The following is a 14,356-nucleotide window of genomic DNA, read 5'->3' as shown; positions in this document are numbered from 1 at the left end:
ATCAGCCGAAATAACTCAGAAGGGTATTAATCACCGTACGCTGGTTAACTGGCGCGAGGTTGTAGAACAGTGGCAGACGAAGCAAACGCTCACTTTCTTTGGTGGTGTAACGGTCTTCACCCGCGAACACCCCAAACGTTTCGCCCGCCGGGCTGGAGTGCAGCGGGATATAGTGGAATACCGCCATAATTTCGGCCTCTTTTAGCCAGGCAATGAGCTGGCTGCGGTCGTCGTTATCGCGCAGCTTGATGTAGAACATGTGCGCGTTGTGGACGCAATCAGCCGGAATGGTTGGCAGCTCAATACGCCCGGCTTTGGCCAGAGGCTCAAGGGCATCGTAATAGGTTTGCCACAGGGAGAGACGCTGCAGGTTGATACGTTCCGCCGCTTCCAGCTGCGCCCACAGGTACGCCGCCTGCAGATCCGCCATAAGATAGCTTGAACCAATATCGCGCCAGGTGTATTTGTCCACCTGCCCGCGGAAGAACTGGCTGCGGTTGGTGCCTTTTTCGCGGATCACTTCCGCACGCTCCACGAGCGCCCGGTCGTTAATCAGCGTCGCGCCACCTTCTCCGCCTGCCGTGTAGTTTTTGGTTTCGTGGAAGCTAAAGCAGCCGATATGGCCGATGGTACCCAGCGCGCGTCCCTTGTAGGTAGACATCACGCCCTGCGCGGCATCTTCCACCACAAACAGATCATGTTTTTTGGCGATGGCCATGATGGTGTCCATTTCACAGGCCACGCCCGCGTAGTGAACCGGCACGATCGCGCGTGTTTTATCGGTGATCGCCGCTTCAATCAGCGTCTCATCAATGTTCATGGTATCCGGTCGGATATCCACAAAGACGATTTTCGCCCCGCGCAGAACAAACGCATTCGCGGTGGAAACGAAGGTATAGCTCGGCATGATCACTTCATCGCCGGGCTGGATATCCAGCAGGAGCGCCGCCATTTCCAACGATGCCGTACAGGACGGGGTCAGCAGCACTTTGGCGCTGCGAAAACGCTGTTCCATCCACTGCTGACAGCGACGGGTAAAACCACCGTCACCGCAGAGTTTGCCGCTGCCCATGGCAGACTGCATATAGTCGAGTTCAGTTCCGACGACGGGTGGTGCGTTAAATGGAATCATCTTGTCACCTGTATAACCAGTAGGCGGTGGCGTCGATGTTGGCACCACTCGCAATATAACGTTTAAGCGCGGCGGTGTTGCCCAGTTGGGTCGCGACCCGCAGCGTCACAAGCTGTTGCTGCTGCGCCCAGTGCAGCGCCGCCTGCATGAGTTTCTCACCCATGCCGCGCCCGGCTAATAAGCCGATACGCGCCTCGCGCTCGTTGAGCTTACGCAGCGAGACGAACCCCTGGATTTGACCGTCCCCTGCACGGAAAACCAGGCAGACGTGGTCAAAGGTGCCTTTGACGGCATTCTCTATCCACTGGGCATAGAAACGCCCGCTATCGTCAGGTGCATACCAGGGCGCACGAAAGCGGCTCTGCGCAAACGCCCGGGCCGCCATCCGACGCAGCACGGGGATATCCTGTTCCGTTGCAATTTCCGCGCCGGACGCATCGTGCCGGGTGAGGGTAATGGAAAGATCGACCTCACCTTCAACCAGCTGAAAGCCGTGCTGCTGGAGCGCGTCAAGCAGATCGACGCGCTCCGCCGGGATCTTCGCCTGCACTCGTTGCCAGGCGATAAAATCCGATTCAGCCAGCACCGGCACGTCATCGCGCAGACGCACGATGGCCGACGGCAGGCCGAAAAAGGCACTCTCCCACTGCAGGGGCTCGAGTACCCCATTCAGGCTATTCAACGCCAGACACCTTTGGTATCCACAATATACTGCTGACGAACGGCATCGCCGGACGTCGCTTTAAACTCTTTATGATCCACCAGCAGCACCAGCACGTCCGCCGCCGCCAGCGCGTCGTCCAGCGCCGTCAGCGCGCAGTGTCCCGCCAGTTTTGCCGGTAATTCATGGATATTCGGCTCAACCACCAGCGTTTCGCCCTTGTGCCATTCGGCAATCATCTCGGCAATTTCCATCGCCGGGCTTTCACGCAGATCGTCAATATTGGGTTTAAATGCCAGACCAAAGCAGGCAATTTTCAGCTCGCTGGCGCGCTTGCCGCTCTCTGCCAGACAATCCGCTACCGTCGCTTTAACCTGATTGAGCACCCAGTGAGGCTTGCTGTCGTTCACTTCACGCGCGGTGCGAATCAGGCGCGCCTGCGCCGGATTCTGCGCCACGATAAACCACGGATCGACGGCGATACAGTGTCCGCCTACTCCCGGGCCTGGCTGGAGAATGTTGACGCGCGGATGGCGATTCGCCAGGCTAATCAGCTCCCAGACGTTAATCCCCTGATCGGCACAGATCAGCGACAGTTCGTTCGCAAAAGCGATATTGACGTCGCGGAAGCTGTTTTCCGTCAGCTTGCACATCTCGGCGGTGCGGGAGTTGGTCACCACACATTCACCTTCCAGGAAAATCTTGTACAGCGCGCTGGCGCGTTCGGAACAGACGGGCGTCATACCGCCAATGACGCGGTCGTTTTTAATCAGTTCGACCATGACCTGGCCCGGCAGCACGCGCTCCGGACAGTAGGCGATGTTGATATCCGCCTGCTCCCCTACCTGCTGCGGGAAGCTTAAATCAGGGCGCGCGTCGGCCAGCCACTGTGCCATCTGCTCGGTAGCACCAACCGGAGAGGTCGATTCCAGGATCACCAGTGCCCCTTTCTTCAGCACAGGTGCGATGGATTTTGCCGCCGCCTCGACAAAAGCCATGTCGGGCTCGTGGTCACCTTTAAAGGGTGTTGGAACGGCAATCAGGTAGGCATCTGCTTCCACAGGGGTCGTGCTGGCACGCAGGAAGCCTCCGTCCACAGCCTCTTTCACCACGCGGTCAAGATCGGGCTCGACAATATGAATTTCGCCACGGTTAATGGTTTCCACCGCGCGTGCGTTGATATCCACACCGACAACCTGTTTTTGACGAGAGGCAAACGCCGCCGCGGTGGGCAAGCCAATGTAGCCAAGACCAATGACAGAGATGGTAGTAAAACTCATAGCGATACCCGATTGTGTTTAAGTGCATGCAAAATACGACCGCAAGCCTGCCCGTCGCCATACGGATTATGGGCCCGGCTCATTGCCTGATACGCTTCATCGTCCTGCAGCAGGCGCGTGACCTCTTCGACGATAAGCTGCGCGTTGGTGCCGACCAGACGCACCGTACCGGCTTTGACGGCTTCCGGACGTTCGGTCGTTTCACGCATCACCAGCACCGGTTTGCCAAGGGAAGGTGCTTCCTCCTGAATACCGCCGGAATCGGTGAGGATCAGCCAGGCATGGTTCATCAGCCAGACAAACGGCATGTAGTCCTGCGGTTCGATCAGCAGGACGTTTTCGACGTGGCCCAGAATACGATTGACCGGCTCGCTGACGTTAGGGTTAAGGTGTACTGGATAGACAATTTGCACATCGTCGTTCTGCGCGGCGATTTCAGCCAGCGCATGGCAGATTTGCTCAAAACCCCGGCCAAAGCTTTCGCGTCGATGACCAGTGACCAGAATAGTTTTTTTGCCGTTGTGGAGGAACGGATAGCGGGCTGCGAGCTCTTTCTGAAGATCGCTATTTGCCAGGACGCGGTCACGTACCCAAATTAACGCGTCAATGACCGTATTGCCGGTCACAAAGATTTTATTATCGGCGATATTTTCACGCAGCAGGTTTTGACGAGAGTTTTCCGTTGGCGCAAAGTGGTACATCGCCAGATGGCCCGTTAACGTGCGGTTGGCCTCTTCCGGCCACGGTGAATAAAGATTGCCGGTACGCAGCCCCGCCTCAACATGTCCCACGGGAATTCGCTGGTAGAACGCGGCCAGGCTTGTCGCCACGGTAGTGGTGGTATCACCGTGTACCAGCACCACGTCAGGCTTAAATGACTCCAGGATCGGCTTGAGATCTTGCAGTATGCGGCAGGTTATTTCCGTCAAACCTTGCCCCGGTTTCATAATATTGAGGTCGTAATCCGGGACGATGGAAAAGAGCGTTAAGACCTGGTCGAGCATCTCCCGGTGCTGAGCTGTGACGCACACTTTTGCTTCAATATCAGGATCGCTGGCCAGCGCATGAACCAGAGGCGCCATCTTAATGGCCTCCGGCCTGGTGCCAAATACGGTAAGTACTTTCACATCGATTCTCTTCGATTAGACGATGAAGGCCGCAGCCTTCATCGTAGACGGCGTTCTTAGTTTGTACGACGACGCGTTAACGCCACGCCAGCACCAACGAGTGCCCCCACAATTCCCCACATGATCATCAGGAATGCGCGGCGCGGACTGTCGCGTTTTACAGGTTCTTCAGGCGTTCGCAAATAACGATAGGTCTGAAAACGCGGATCCAGGGATGGACCGACATTAAGCGTGTTAAGCATCGCGCGATTTTGATCGTAATCGAGGTCAAAATCAGGCCCAACGGCCTTCAGGTTTTCCAGACGCGCCTGCAGCATAGGGCGGCCAAGGAGGAACATTTCAGAGTCAGGCAGCTCATCAGCCGGCACGTCCGTTTCAGTACGGGAAATATTGTGCTGTTCCGCAATTTTCAGCGCCTGCTCAATATTGTGTACACGACGAGCAAAAATGGCTTTAGCCACCTCTTCCTGACGTTTCACCTGCGCTTTCATCTGGATGGTACGAGCCGCCCAGGCGCCTTTAAGCTCTTCGTTAAGATGGCTTGCGGCACGCTGACTGGCAAACGCAACATACTGACGCAACAGGTTGTTGGCATCCGGCGCAGTTTCTGCAATTAGCTTGACGCTGTCATTCACGTTACGCAGCGCATCGCCCGGCATAAACTGGATATTGTTAATCAGATCGTCCAGCAGGGCGGCATCGGCTTTGGTGTTATCAACCCGACGCTGCTTGTAGTAATCCGTCTGGGACCAGAAATCGCGGCGGGTATCCCACGAAGCCAGCTGCATCACAAACTCTTTATAGGCTTCATCCATAACGGAGGCCTGGTCTGGCGTTGCAAGACTGGCTTTGATATCCAGATTTCGCAGGAATTGCTGCTGGGAATAGTATCCCCCGAGCATGTTAACCGTTGGTTTGTCCGTGATTGCCGTGGCGCTCCACTCCTGTTTTGCAAAGAATGTATAGGCCAGCGCTAACAGTGCAAACCCCAGCGCGATCCCGGCAATCCAAAGTTTGCCTGCCCATAACACGCGAAACAAACCCCGAATATCCAGTTCATTCTCAGTTACCACTGATTTCGCTCCCGCCAACGGTTGAGTCATCATAGTCCCGGTTTTACTTAGTTAATGTTGTATGTTTGCCACTGCTACGACGCATCCTGCGCTTAATACGTTTAATGAAGCGTGCTACCTTCCATGCGCGCTTGATGCAGTAGCCATAGAGAGAAAAAGCTAGCAAGAACAATACCAACATAGCCCATTCAGGAACAAAATGTGTATATTCCGCCGTCACGCCAATCCCCGCTAGAATAGCAGCCGCCAGCGTAATAAGCACAAATGCCTGCCGGGAAGTGAATCCGGCTCGCATGATCAAATGATGAATGTGCTGACGATCAGCAGAGAAAGGACTCATCCCTTTACGCAGGCGGCGATACATAATCGCAACCATATCCATTAACGGGATAGCGATAATCCATAATGCCGTTACCGGGCTAATGGGGTGTACATCACCCTGAGTGGTTTCCAGCAAGATCCAAATGATAGTAAAGCCGATAAGCGTACTACCCGCATCACCCATGAATACTTTATAGCGCCGGCCCAATGCGCCGAGATTTAAAAGGATATAAGGCAGGATGGCCGCAATCATGGCAAAACACCACATAGCAAGGCTATATTGCCCATCGAACCATAAAATGAAACCAATTGCGGCAAATGAGACGCAGGACAGGCCTCCAAGCAAACCATCAATACCGTCAACCATGTTGAACGCGTTAATCGCCACCCACACGGCAAAAAGTGTCAGGAAATAACCGAACGGACCGAGTTCCATCTCCCAGGAGCCAAAAATATAACCCAGGCTACTCAAGTGCAACTTAGCGAACACCATCATAGCAATAGCCACAGCAGCCTGAACGAAGGCGCGGATTTTGACGCTAATATCATAACGGTCGTCAAGAGCGCCAACCACCACAAGCACAGTCGCGCAGGTCAGGTACAGCCTGGCATGTGGAATATAGTAATCCGCTATGGCGAATGTGAAGCAGATCCCCGCGAAAACGGAGATACCCCCGACCAAAGGGATCATACCTTGATGACGCTTACGGAAGTTGGGTTTATCCACTAACCCCAGATATTTCGCCACCTTACGTGCCAGAAACAAAAAGCAGGTGGTAAACAAGAAAATACTGGTTAGTTCAGTAAACGTATCAAGTAGGTTCACAATGGATGTTCTCAACAAATGTTAGTCAAGCAAGTATAACCATCAAGGCGCTGAGCCTGAAGTTATAAAGCAAACCTCTTACAGTTCCATTTGTTTATTATTCAAGCTATTAATGTTTTTACTGTGCGAATTATCTTATTGTCGCACTGACCGGTCAAAATTGGGAGTAGGTGGTACTAGCGTATAGGCCATAAAAGAAAAACGCCACGTAAAAACGTGGCGTTCGCTGGCTTTATTTGCGTTACGAGCGTTTCATCATGTCGAAGAAATCGTCGTTGGTTTTGGTCATCGCCAGTTTGTTAATGAGGAATTCCATCGCGTCAATTTCACCCATTGGATGGATGATTTTGCGCAGGATCCACATTTTCTGCAGCTCTTCCTGCGTGGTGAGGAGCTCTTCTTTACGGGTACCGGAACGGTTGTAGTCGATAGCCGGGAAGACGCGTTTTTCAGCGATTTTACGAGAAAGGTGCAGTTCCATGTTACCTGTACCTTTAAATTCTTCGTAAATCACTTCGTCCATTTTTGAACCGGTATCGATCAGCGCCGTCGCGATGATGGTCAGGCTGCCGCCCTCTTCCACGTTACGTGCGGCACCGAAGAAGCGTTTCGGACGATGCAGGGCGTTAGCATCCACACCACCGGTCAGCACTTTACCAGACGCTGGCACCACGGTGTTGTAGGCACGCGCGAGACGGGTGATGGAGTCGAGCAGGATGATCACGTCTTTCTTGTGCTCAACCAGGCGTTTTGCCTTCTCGATAACCATTTCCGCAACCTGAACGTGGCGAGATGCTGGCTCATCGAAGGTTGAAGCAACCACTTCACCTTTAACCAGACGCTGCATCTCGGTCACTTCTTCCGGACGTTCGTCAATCAGCAGCACCATCAGCACACAGTCTGGGTGGTTATAGGCGATGCTCTGCGCGATGTTCTGCAGCAGCATGGTTTTACCCGCTTTTGGCGGCGCCACAATCAGACCACGCTGGCCGCGACCAATAGGTGATGCCAGATCCAGAACACGCGCGGTTAAGTCTTCGGTCGAACCGTTACCACGTTCCATACGCAGGCGAGAGTTCGCGTGCAGCGGCGTTAAGTTCTCAAAGAGGATCTTATTACGCGAGTTTTCAGGTTTGTCGAAGTTAACTTCATTGACTTTCAACAGCGCAAAGTAGCGTTCACCCTCTTTAGGAGGACGAATCTTACCTGAAATGGTGTCACCAGTGCGGAGGTTGAAACGGCGGATTTGGCTGGGGGATACGTAGATGTCGTCAGGGCCGGCGAGGTAGGAGCTGTCTGCAGAGCGGAGGAAACCAAATCCGTCTTGCAATATCTCCAGCACACCGTCGCCAAAGATATCTTCGCCACTCTTAGCGTGCTGCTTCAGGATGGCGAAAATGATGTCCTGCTTGCGCATACGAGCCTGGTTTTCCAGCCCCATATTTTCGCCGAGAGTGATCAGCTCAGAAACCGGCGTATTCTTTAATTCGGTAAGATTCATAATGGTGTGGGTTCTTAAACTCGGGGTGATTCTCGAACTTAATGTTGTGAATGGTATGGCAGGGTCATCCATGCCTGTTTAGCGGCCATCAACTCATGTCTGTTCGCTGTCTGGTCACAGGGAAAGAACGCAGAACTGAAACGACAAGACGGATTGAGTGACAAGCCCGGAATTTAGCCACTTCACGCACTGTTCATGTCAACAACGGGAAGTATCGGGTAAAACAAGATTCAAACAACAAGATATGTTTAAAACGAAGTCATAGCTAACTTAGCACGACTTCAGCCGGGCGTCCAGAGTTCCACATCATTTAGCCGGGAGCTCTGAACGCACAGCGGAGAAACCTTACGCCAGGTTAGCGTCCAGGAACTCTTTCAGTTGACCTTTGGACAGCGCGCCCACTTTGGTCGCCGCCACTTCGCCGTTTTTGAACAGCAGCAGGGTCGGAATGCCACGGATACCGTATTTTGGTGCGGTGCCCGGGTTCTGGTCGATGTTCAGCTTGGCAACGGTCAGTTTGCCCTGATATTCGTCGGCGATCTCATCCAGAATCGGGGCGATCATTTTGCAAGGACCACACCATTCAGCCCAGAAATCGACGAGGATCAGCCCGTCAGCCTTAAGTACGTCCGTGTCAAAACTGTCGTCAGTCAGGTGAATAATTTTATCGCTCATATATAACTCCACAGGAATAAGCCTGGTACGTTGGTTTTGTCTCCACCAACGACGTGTTGATGTCGCATTAACCAACTAAAGGTTGACTTTATTTCACCGGATACGCTTTCGTAAAGCAATAGTAAGCTGATATTCTACCACACTATGAGCAAAACACATTTAACAGAACAGAAGTTTTCCGACTTCGCGCTGCACCCGAAGGTGATTGAAGCCCTTGAAAATAAAGGGTTTCATAACTGCACGCCCATTCAGGCCCTCGCGCTGCCGCTGACGCTGGCCGGTCGCGATGTTGCCGGGCAGGCGCAAACCGGTACCGGCAAAACGATGGCGTTTTTAACGTCAACGTTTCATTATTTACTTTCTCACCCAGCGATTGCAGACCGCAAAGTTAACCAGCCGCGCGCGCTAATTATGGCCCCGACGCGAGAACTGGCGGTACAGATCCATGCAGACGCTGAACCCCTGGCGCAGGCTACCGGCCTTAAGCTTGGACTGGCCTATGGCGGCGACGGCTACGACAAACAGCTGAAAGTGCTGGAAAGCGGTGTGGATATCCTGATCGGTACCACCGGCCGTCTTATCGACTACGCTAAACAGAACCACATTAACCTCGGTGCAATCCAGGTTGTGGTGCTCGATGAAGCTGACCGCATGTACGATCTGGGCTTCATTAAAGACATCCGCTGGCTGTTCCGCCGTATGCCTCCGGCCAATCAGCGCCTGAATATGCTGTTCTCTGCAACCCTCTCCTACCGTGTGCGCGAACTGGCGTTCGAACAGATGAACAACGCCGAATACGTGGAAGTGGAACCGGAGCAGAAAACGGGTCACCGCATTAAAGAAGAGCTCTTCTATCCTTCCAATGAAGAGAAAATGCGTCTGCTGCAAACTCTGATCGAAGAAGAATGGCCCGATCGCGCCATTATCTTCGCGAACACCAAACACCGTTGTGAAGACATCTGGGGCCATCTGGCTGCAGACGGTCACCGTGTTGGCCTGCTGACCGGCGACGTGGCGCAGAAAAAACGCCTGCGCATTCTTGAAGAATTTACCCGTGGCGATCTCGATATTCTGGTCGCAACCGACGTGGCGGCACGTGGTTTACACATTCCGGCCGTGACGCACGTCTTTAACTACGATCTGCCAGACGACTGCGAAGACTACGTACACCGTATCGGTCGTACCGGTCGTGCGGGCGCAAGCGGTCACTCGATTAGCCTTGCGTGTGAAGAGTATGCGCTGAATCTTCCAGCCATTGAGACTTATATCGGTCACTCTATTCCGCAGAGCAAATACAATCCGGAAGCGCTGTTAAGCGAACTGCCGCCGCCTAAGCGTCTAACCCGCCCACGCTCCGGCAATGGTCCGCGTCGTTCAGGCGGCGCACCGCGTAATCGTCGTCGTTCAGGTTAAAAAATATGCTCAGCTCCACCTCGCTTTATGCGGCAATTGATCTCGGTTCGAATAGTTTTCATATGCTGGTTGTGCGCGAGGTGGCGGGAAGCATACAAACGCTGACGCGCATTAAGCGCAAGGTCCGCCTCGCGGCGGGCCTGAGCAGCGACAATCACCTCTCACCTGAAGCCATGGAACGTGGCTGGCAGTGTCTGCGGCTCTTTGCCGAGCGTCTGCAGGATATCCCGCATGCCCAAATCACCGTGGTCGCCACTGCGACACTCCGCCTGGCGGTTAACGCCGTGGATTTTATTGCCAGAGCGCAGGAAATTCTCGGTTGTCCGGTTCAGGTTATCAGCGGTGAAGAAGAAGCTCGCCTGATTTATCAGGGTGTTGCACACACCACGGGGGGTGACGATCGTCGCCTGGTAGTGGATATCGGCGGTGCCAGTACCGAGCTTGTGACCGGCACCGGCGCGCAGGCAACGTCGCTGTTCAGCCTGTCGATGGGCTGCGTGACCTGGCTTGAGCGCTACTTTACCGATCGTAATCTCGGGAAAGAGAACTTCGACGAGGCAGAGAACGCCGCGCGCGAAGTGTTACGCCCGGTGATGGACGAGCTGCGCTATCACGGCTGGAAAGTCTGCGTGGGTGCCTCGGGTACCGTGCAGGCTCTGCAGGAAATCATGATGGCGCAGGGAATGGACGAACGGATTACGCTTGCCAAACTTCAGCAGCTGAAACAGCGCGCCATTCAGTGCGGACGCCTGGAAGAGCTGGAAATTGAAGGCCTGACGCTGGAGCGCGCGCTGGTCTTCCCGAGCGGACTGGCCATTCTTATCGCTATTTTCACCGAGCTGAACATCCAGTGTATGACCCTGGCCGGCGGCGCGCTGCGCGAAGGTCTGGTCTACGGGATGCTGCATCTGTCGGTCGATCAGGATATCCGCAGCCGTACCCTGCGCAACGTGCAGCGTCGTTTTCTGGTTGATATCGATCAGGCAGGACGCGTATCGCAGCTGGCGTCACGCTTCGCCGATCAGGTCGCTAACGTCTGGGATCTTGATCCTCTGAGCCGAGATTTATTGCTAAGCGCCTGTGCGCTACATGAAGTGGGGCTGAGCATTGATTTTAAGCAGGCACCGGCTCATGCAGCGTATCTGGTGCGCAACCTGGATTTACCGGGCTATACACCTGCGCAGAAAAAATTGCTGGCAACGCTGCTGCTGAACCAGACCAATGCCGTTGATCTCTCGTCTTTGCATCAGCAAAACGCCGTACCGCCGCGCGTGGCCGAGCATCTGTGCCGCCTGCTGCGTCTGGCGATCCTGTTTGCCAGCCGCCGCCGCGATGATTTGCTGCCAGCCATTAGTCTGGTGGCCGATGACGAGAAGCTTTCGCTGACGTTACCGGAGAACTGGATTGATCGTCACCCGCTTGGGGCAGAGATGATCGAGCAGGAGTGCCAGTGGCAGAGCTATGTGCACTGGGTGCTGGAAGTGAAGTAATACGCTGAACATTGCCGGGTGGCGGCTTCGCCTTACCCGGCCTACTCATCATTATCCTTTCTCTTTGGCTTTTGCCAGCATGGCGCGGATGTTTGCCACGTTAGCCTGCCCCTTGTGCATCCGCTCTTCTGCGGTAATCACTTTGCGCTCCTGTTCCCAGATCACGTCATCCTGCGGCAGCTCCAGAAGGAAACGACTCGGCTCAGGGCGGACGAGTTCGCCATACTGACGGCGCTCTTTACACAGCGTGAACGTCAGCTCTTTCTGCGCACGGGTGATCCCCACATAGGCCAGACGGCGTTCCTCGTCGACGTTGTCTTCATCAATGCTGCTCTGATGCGGTAACAACCCCTCTTCCATACCGACCAGATAGACATACGGGAACTCCAGACCTTTTGACGCATGCAGCGTCATCAGCTGAACCTGATCGGCCTCTTCTTCGCTCTCGCCGCGCTCCATCATGTCGCGCAGGGTAAAGCGAGTGACCACCTGCGTCAGCGTCATCGGCTCGTCGATTTCAGAGCCTTCCAGCATTTCGGTCATCCAGCTGAAGAGCTGGTTAACGTTCTTCATGCGCATCTCAGCCGCTTTCGGGCTGGCCGACGTTTCGTACAGCCAGGACTCATAGTCGATGCCGTGAATGAGATCGCGCACTGCCGCCACCGGCTCGCGCTCCGCGAGACGCTGCACTTCGCCGAGCCAGTGGGTGAAGCGGGTTAACGAGTCATACCCGCGTCCGGTTAACGTCTGGCTCAGCCCCATGTCGAAGCTGGCGGTAAACATACTTTTGTTGCGGGTCATCGCCCACTCGCCGAGCTTTTGCAGCGTCGCCGGGCCAATCTCGCGTTTTGGCGTATTCACGATGCGCAGAAACGCGCTGTCGTCATCCGGGTTAGTGAGCACGCGCAGATAGGCCAGCAGATCTTTGATTTCTGGTCGTGAGAAGAACGACGTGCCGCCCGAGATTTTGTACGGAATGCGGTTCTGCATCAGCATCTTTTCAAAGACGCGCGACTGGTGATTGCCGCGATAGAGGATCGCGTAATCCTTATATTCGGTTTTGTTGACGAAGTGGTGGGCGATGAGTTCACCCGTCACGCGCTCCGCTTCATGATCCTCATTGTTGGCGCTGAGCACTTTCAGCTCCGTACCGTAACCCAGTTCGGAGAAGAGACGCTTCTCAAACACGTGCGGGTTATTGGCAATCAGGATGTTAGCTGCTTTCAGGATACGCCCGGAGGAGCGATAGTTCTGTTCCAGCTTAATCACCTGCAGGGCGGGGAAATCTTTGCTCAGCAGCACCAGGTTTTGCGGGCGCGCGCCGCGCCAGGAGTAAATTGACTGATCGTCGTCGCCTACAACGGTAAAACGCGCGCGCTGCCCCACCAGCAGCTTCACCAGCTCGTACTGGCTGGTGTTGGTGTCCTGATACTCATCTACCAGCAGGTAACGGATTTTGTTCTGCCAGCGCTCGCGAACCTCTTCATTGCGCTGCAGCAGCAGCGTCGGCAGCAGGATCAGGTCGTCGAAGTCCAGCACGTTGCACGCTTTCATGTGCGCGTCGTACAGACCATAGCAGTGGGCAAAGATGCGATCCCGTTCGCCTTTGGCGATCGCCGCGGCCTGGGCCGGGGTCATCAGATCGTTTTTCCAGTTTGAGATCGTCGAGATCAGCTGCTGCAACAGCACCTTGTCATCTTCGATCAGCCCCTCGGTGAGCTCTTTGAGCAACGCCACCTGATCGGTGTCATCGAAGAGCGAGAAGTTGGACTTCATTCCCAGCGCCGCATACTCGCGTTTGATGATATCCAGCCCCAGCGTGTGGAAGGTGGAGATCATCAGGCCGCGCGCCTCTTTACGGCCCAGCGTCTGACCGACACGCTCTTTCATCTCGCGCGCCGCTTTATTGGTAAAGGTGACCGCCGCAATGTGTCGCGCCTGATACCCACAGTTGTGGATCAGATGGGCGATTTTGTTGGTGATCACGCGGGTTTTACCCGAACCGGCCCCTGCCAGCACCAGGCATGGTCCAGTAACGAATTCGACCGCTTGTTGTTGTCCAGGGTTTAAACGCATGGGAGTATTGCTCAATCTTCGAACGGGGTGTGGATTGTAGCAGAAAGCCGGGCGCAGATTTACCGGCTAATGATAAAGTGGAGAAATCGCGTTTAACCCTTAGAGCAGAACCATGAAAAAGACCGCAGCAGCCCTGCATATTCTGGTAAAAGAAGAGAAACTGGCCCAGGAGATCCTGGCCAGGCTGGAGCGCGGCATCAGCTTTGATCATCTGGCGAAGCGTTACTCTAAATGCCCGTCCGGGCGCAATGGCGGCGATCTTGGGGAGTTTCAACAAGGTGCAATGGTCGGCCCGTTCGATCAGGCGGTCTTTAGCTGCCCGCTTCTGAAGCCCTACGGCCCGGTAAAAACCAAATTTGGCTACCATATCATTAAGGTGCTTTATCGCCGCTGACGCGTGGTATATTGCGCCCCGATTTATCTCAACCTATTCAAGGCACGATCATGGCAAAAACAGCAGCAGCACTGCATATTCTTGTTAAAGAAGAGAAACTGGCTTTAGATCTTCTGGAGCAGATCAAAAACGGCGCCGACTTCGGCAAGCTGGCGAAGAAGCACTCCATCTGTCCGTCAGGCAAACGCGGCGGCGATCTGGGTGAATTCCGCCAGGGTCAGATGGTTCCGGCGTTCGATAAAGTGGTCTTCTCCTGCCCGGTGCTGGAGCCAACCGGCCCGCTGCACACGCAGTTCGGCTACCACGTGATTAAAGTGCTGTATCGCAAATAAAAAAGCCGGGTGGCGGCTGCGCCTTACCCGGCCTACATCTTACGGTTTTGTAGGT

At 54.6% G+C, this 14,356-nt stretch carries 13 protein-coding genes; 4 read left to right on the top strand and 9 right to left on the bottom strand.

Annotated features, from left to right (window positions below; all coding sequences use genetic code 11):
• Position 1: 1 nt before the first annotated feature.
• The 8 genes from rffA to trxA all read right to left on the bottom strand — a co-directional run bounded on the left by rffA (position 2) and on the right by trxA (position 8,596).
• Positions 2-1,132, bottom strand: a complete 1,131-nt coding sequence (rffA, locus tag AC0TOY_RS01250) for a dTDP-4-amino-4,6-dideoxygalactose transaminase (protein ID WP_024907967.1) — start codon at positions 1,130-1,132, stop codon at positions 2-4.
• Between the two features lie 4 nt (positions 1,133-1,136).
• Positions 1,137-1,814, bottom strand: a complete 678-nt coding sequence (rffC, locus tag AC0TOY_RS01245; protein WP_473721397.1) for a dTDP-4-amino-4,6-dideoxy-D-galactose acyltransferase — start codon at positions 1,812-1,814, stop codon at positions 1,137-1,139.
• Positions 1,811-3,073, bottom strand: a complete 1,263-nt coding sequence (gene wecC, locus AC0TOY_RS01240) for a UDP-N-acetyl-D-mannosamine dehydrogenase (protein WP_148769917.1) — start codon at positions 3,071-3,073, stop codon at positions 1,811-1,813. Before wecC ends, rffC begins: the two co-directional genes overlap by 4 nt.
• Positions 3,070-4,200, bottom strand: a complete 1,131-nt coding sequence (wecB, locus tag AC0TOY_RS01235) for a non-hydrolyzing UDP-N-acetylglucosamine 2-epimerase (RefSeq protein WP_248166420.1) — start codon at positions 4,198-4,200, stop codon at positions 3,070-3,072. Before wecB ends, wecC begins: the two co-directional genes overlap by 4 nt.
• A gap of 56 nt (positions 4,201-4,256) precedes the next feature.
• Positions 4,257-5,303 carry an ECA polysaccharide chain length modulation protein gene (gene wzzE, locus AC0TOY_RS01230; RefSeq protein ID WP_032646093.1) on the bottom strand — a complete coding sequence of 349 codons (1,047 nt, stop codon included), beginning with the start codon at positions 5,301-5,303 and terminating at the stop codon, positions 4,257-4,259.
• A gap of 13 nt (positions 5,304-5,316) precedes the next feature.
• Positions 5,317-6,420 carry a UDP-N-acetylglucosamine--undecaprenyl-phosphate N-acetylglucosaminephosphotransferase gene (gene wecA / locus AC0TOY_RS01225; RefSeq protein ID WP_032646094.1) on the bottom strand — a complete coding sequence of 368 codons (1,104 nt, stop codon included), beginning with the start codon at positions 6,418-6,420 and terminating at the stop codon, positions 5,317-5,319.
• A 241-nt stretch (positions 6,421-6,661) separates the two neighbouring features.
• Positions 6,662-7,921: a transcription termination factor Rho gene (rho, locus tag AC0TOY_RS01220; protein WP_008501566.1), complete on the bottom strand. Its 1,260-nt coding sequence runs from the start codon at positions 7,919-7,921 to the stop codon at positions 6,662-6,664.
• 345 nt (positions 7,922-8,266) lie between these two features.
• Positions 8,267-8,596, bottom strand: coding sequence for a thioredoxin TrxA (gene trxA, locus AC0TOY_RS01215; protein ID WP_006179218.1), 330 nt, complete (start codon positions 8,594-8,596; stop codon positions 8,267-8,269).
• A gap of 144 nt (positions 8,597-8,740) precedes the next feature.
• Between trxA and rhlB the strand changes: the two genes are divergently transcribed.
• A complete protein-coding gene (gene rhlB, locus AC0TOY_RS01210; protein WP_021242834.1) occupies positions 8,741-10,009 on the top strand; it encodes an ATP-dependent RNA helicase RhlB in 1,269 nt (422 codons plus the stop codon).
• 5 nt (positions 10,010-10,014) lie between these two features.
• A complete protein-coding gene (gppA, locus tag AC0TOY_RS01205; RefSeq protein WP_024907961.1) occupies positions 10,015-11,499 on the top strand; it encodes a guanosine-5'-triphosphate,3'-diphosphate diphosphatase in 1,485 nt (494 codons plus the stop codon).
• Positions 11,500-11,550: 51 nt separating this feature from the next.
• Here the strand turns inward: gppA and rep are convergent, their stop codons facing one another.
• Positions 11,551-13,575: a DNA helicase Rep gene (rep, locus tag AC0TOY_RS01200; protein WP_032646096.1), complete on the bottom strand. Its 2,025-nt coding sequence runs from the start codon at positions 13,573-13,575 to the stop codon at positions 11,551-11,553.
• A 112-nt stretch (positions 13,576-13,687) separates the two neighbouring features.
• On the opposite strand from rep, the gene ppiC (AC0TOY_RS01195) reads away from it, so the two are divergent.
• A complete protein-coding gene (ppiC, locus tag AC0TOY_RS01195; protein WP_048989374.1) occupies positions 13,688-13,969 on the top strand; it encodes a peptidylprolyl isomerase PpiC in 282 nt (93 codons plus the stop codon).
• 50 nt (positions 13,970-14,019) lie between these two features.
• Positions 14,020-14,301: a peptidylprolyl isomerase PpiC gene (ppiC, locus tag AC0TOY_RS01190; protein ID WP_008501570.1), complete on the top strand. Its 282-nt coding sequence runs from the start codon at positions 14,020-14,022 to the stop codon at positions 14,299-14,301.
• Positions 14,302-14,356: the final 55 nt, after the last annotated feature.

This window comes from Enterobacter sp. PL_is379 (genome assembly GCF_055817355.1).
The sequence above is the reverse complement of the archived record's forward strand: the minus strand, read 5'-3'. Positions and strand labels throughout refer to the sequence as shown.

What these genes read in the sequence shown, in the direction of transcription:
- ppiC (WP_008501570.1), top strand. Translation starts at nt 14,020, where the DNA reads ATGGCAAAAACAGCAGCAGCACTGCATATTCTTGTTAAAGAAGAGAAA.
- rep (WP_032646096.1), bottom strand. Translation starts at nt 13,575, where the DNA reads ATGCGTTTAAACCCTGGACAACAACAAGCGGTCGAATTCGTTACTGGA.
- gppA (WP_024907961.1), top strand. Translation starts at nt 10,015, where the DNA reads ATGCTCAGCTCCACCTCGCTTTATGCGGCAATTGATCTCGGTTCGAAT.
- rffA (WP_024907967.1), bottom strand. Translation starts at nt 1,132, where the DNA reads ATGATTCCATTTAACGCACCACCCGTCGTCGGAACTGAACTCGACTAT.
- rhlB (WP_021242834.1), top strand. Translation starts at nt 8,741, where the DNA reads ATGAGCAAAACACATTTAACAGAACAGAAGTTTTCCGACTTCGCGCTG.
- ppiC (WP_048989374.1), top strand. Translation starts at nt 13,688, where the DNA reads ATGAAAAAGACCGCAGCAGCCCTGCATATTCTGGTAAAAGAAGAGAAA.
- wzzE (WP_032646093.1), bottom strand. Translation starts at nt 5,303, where the DNA reads ATGACTCAACCGTTGGCGGGAGCGAAATCAGTGGTAACTGAGAATGAA.
- wecC (WP_148769917.1), bottom strand. Translation starts at nt 3,073, where the DNA reads ATGAGTTTTACTACCATCTCTGTCATTGGTCTTGGCTACATTGGCTTG.
- trxA (WP_006179218.1), bottom strand. Translation starts at nt 8,596, where the DNA reads ATGAGCGATAAAATTATTCACCTGACTGACGACAGTTTTGACACGGAC.
- rho (WP_008501566.1), bottom strand. Translation starts at nt 7,921, where the DNA reads ATGAATCTTACCGAATTAAAGAATACGCCGGTTTCTGAGCTGATCACT.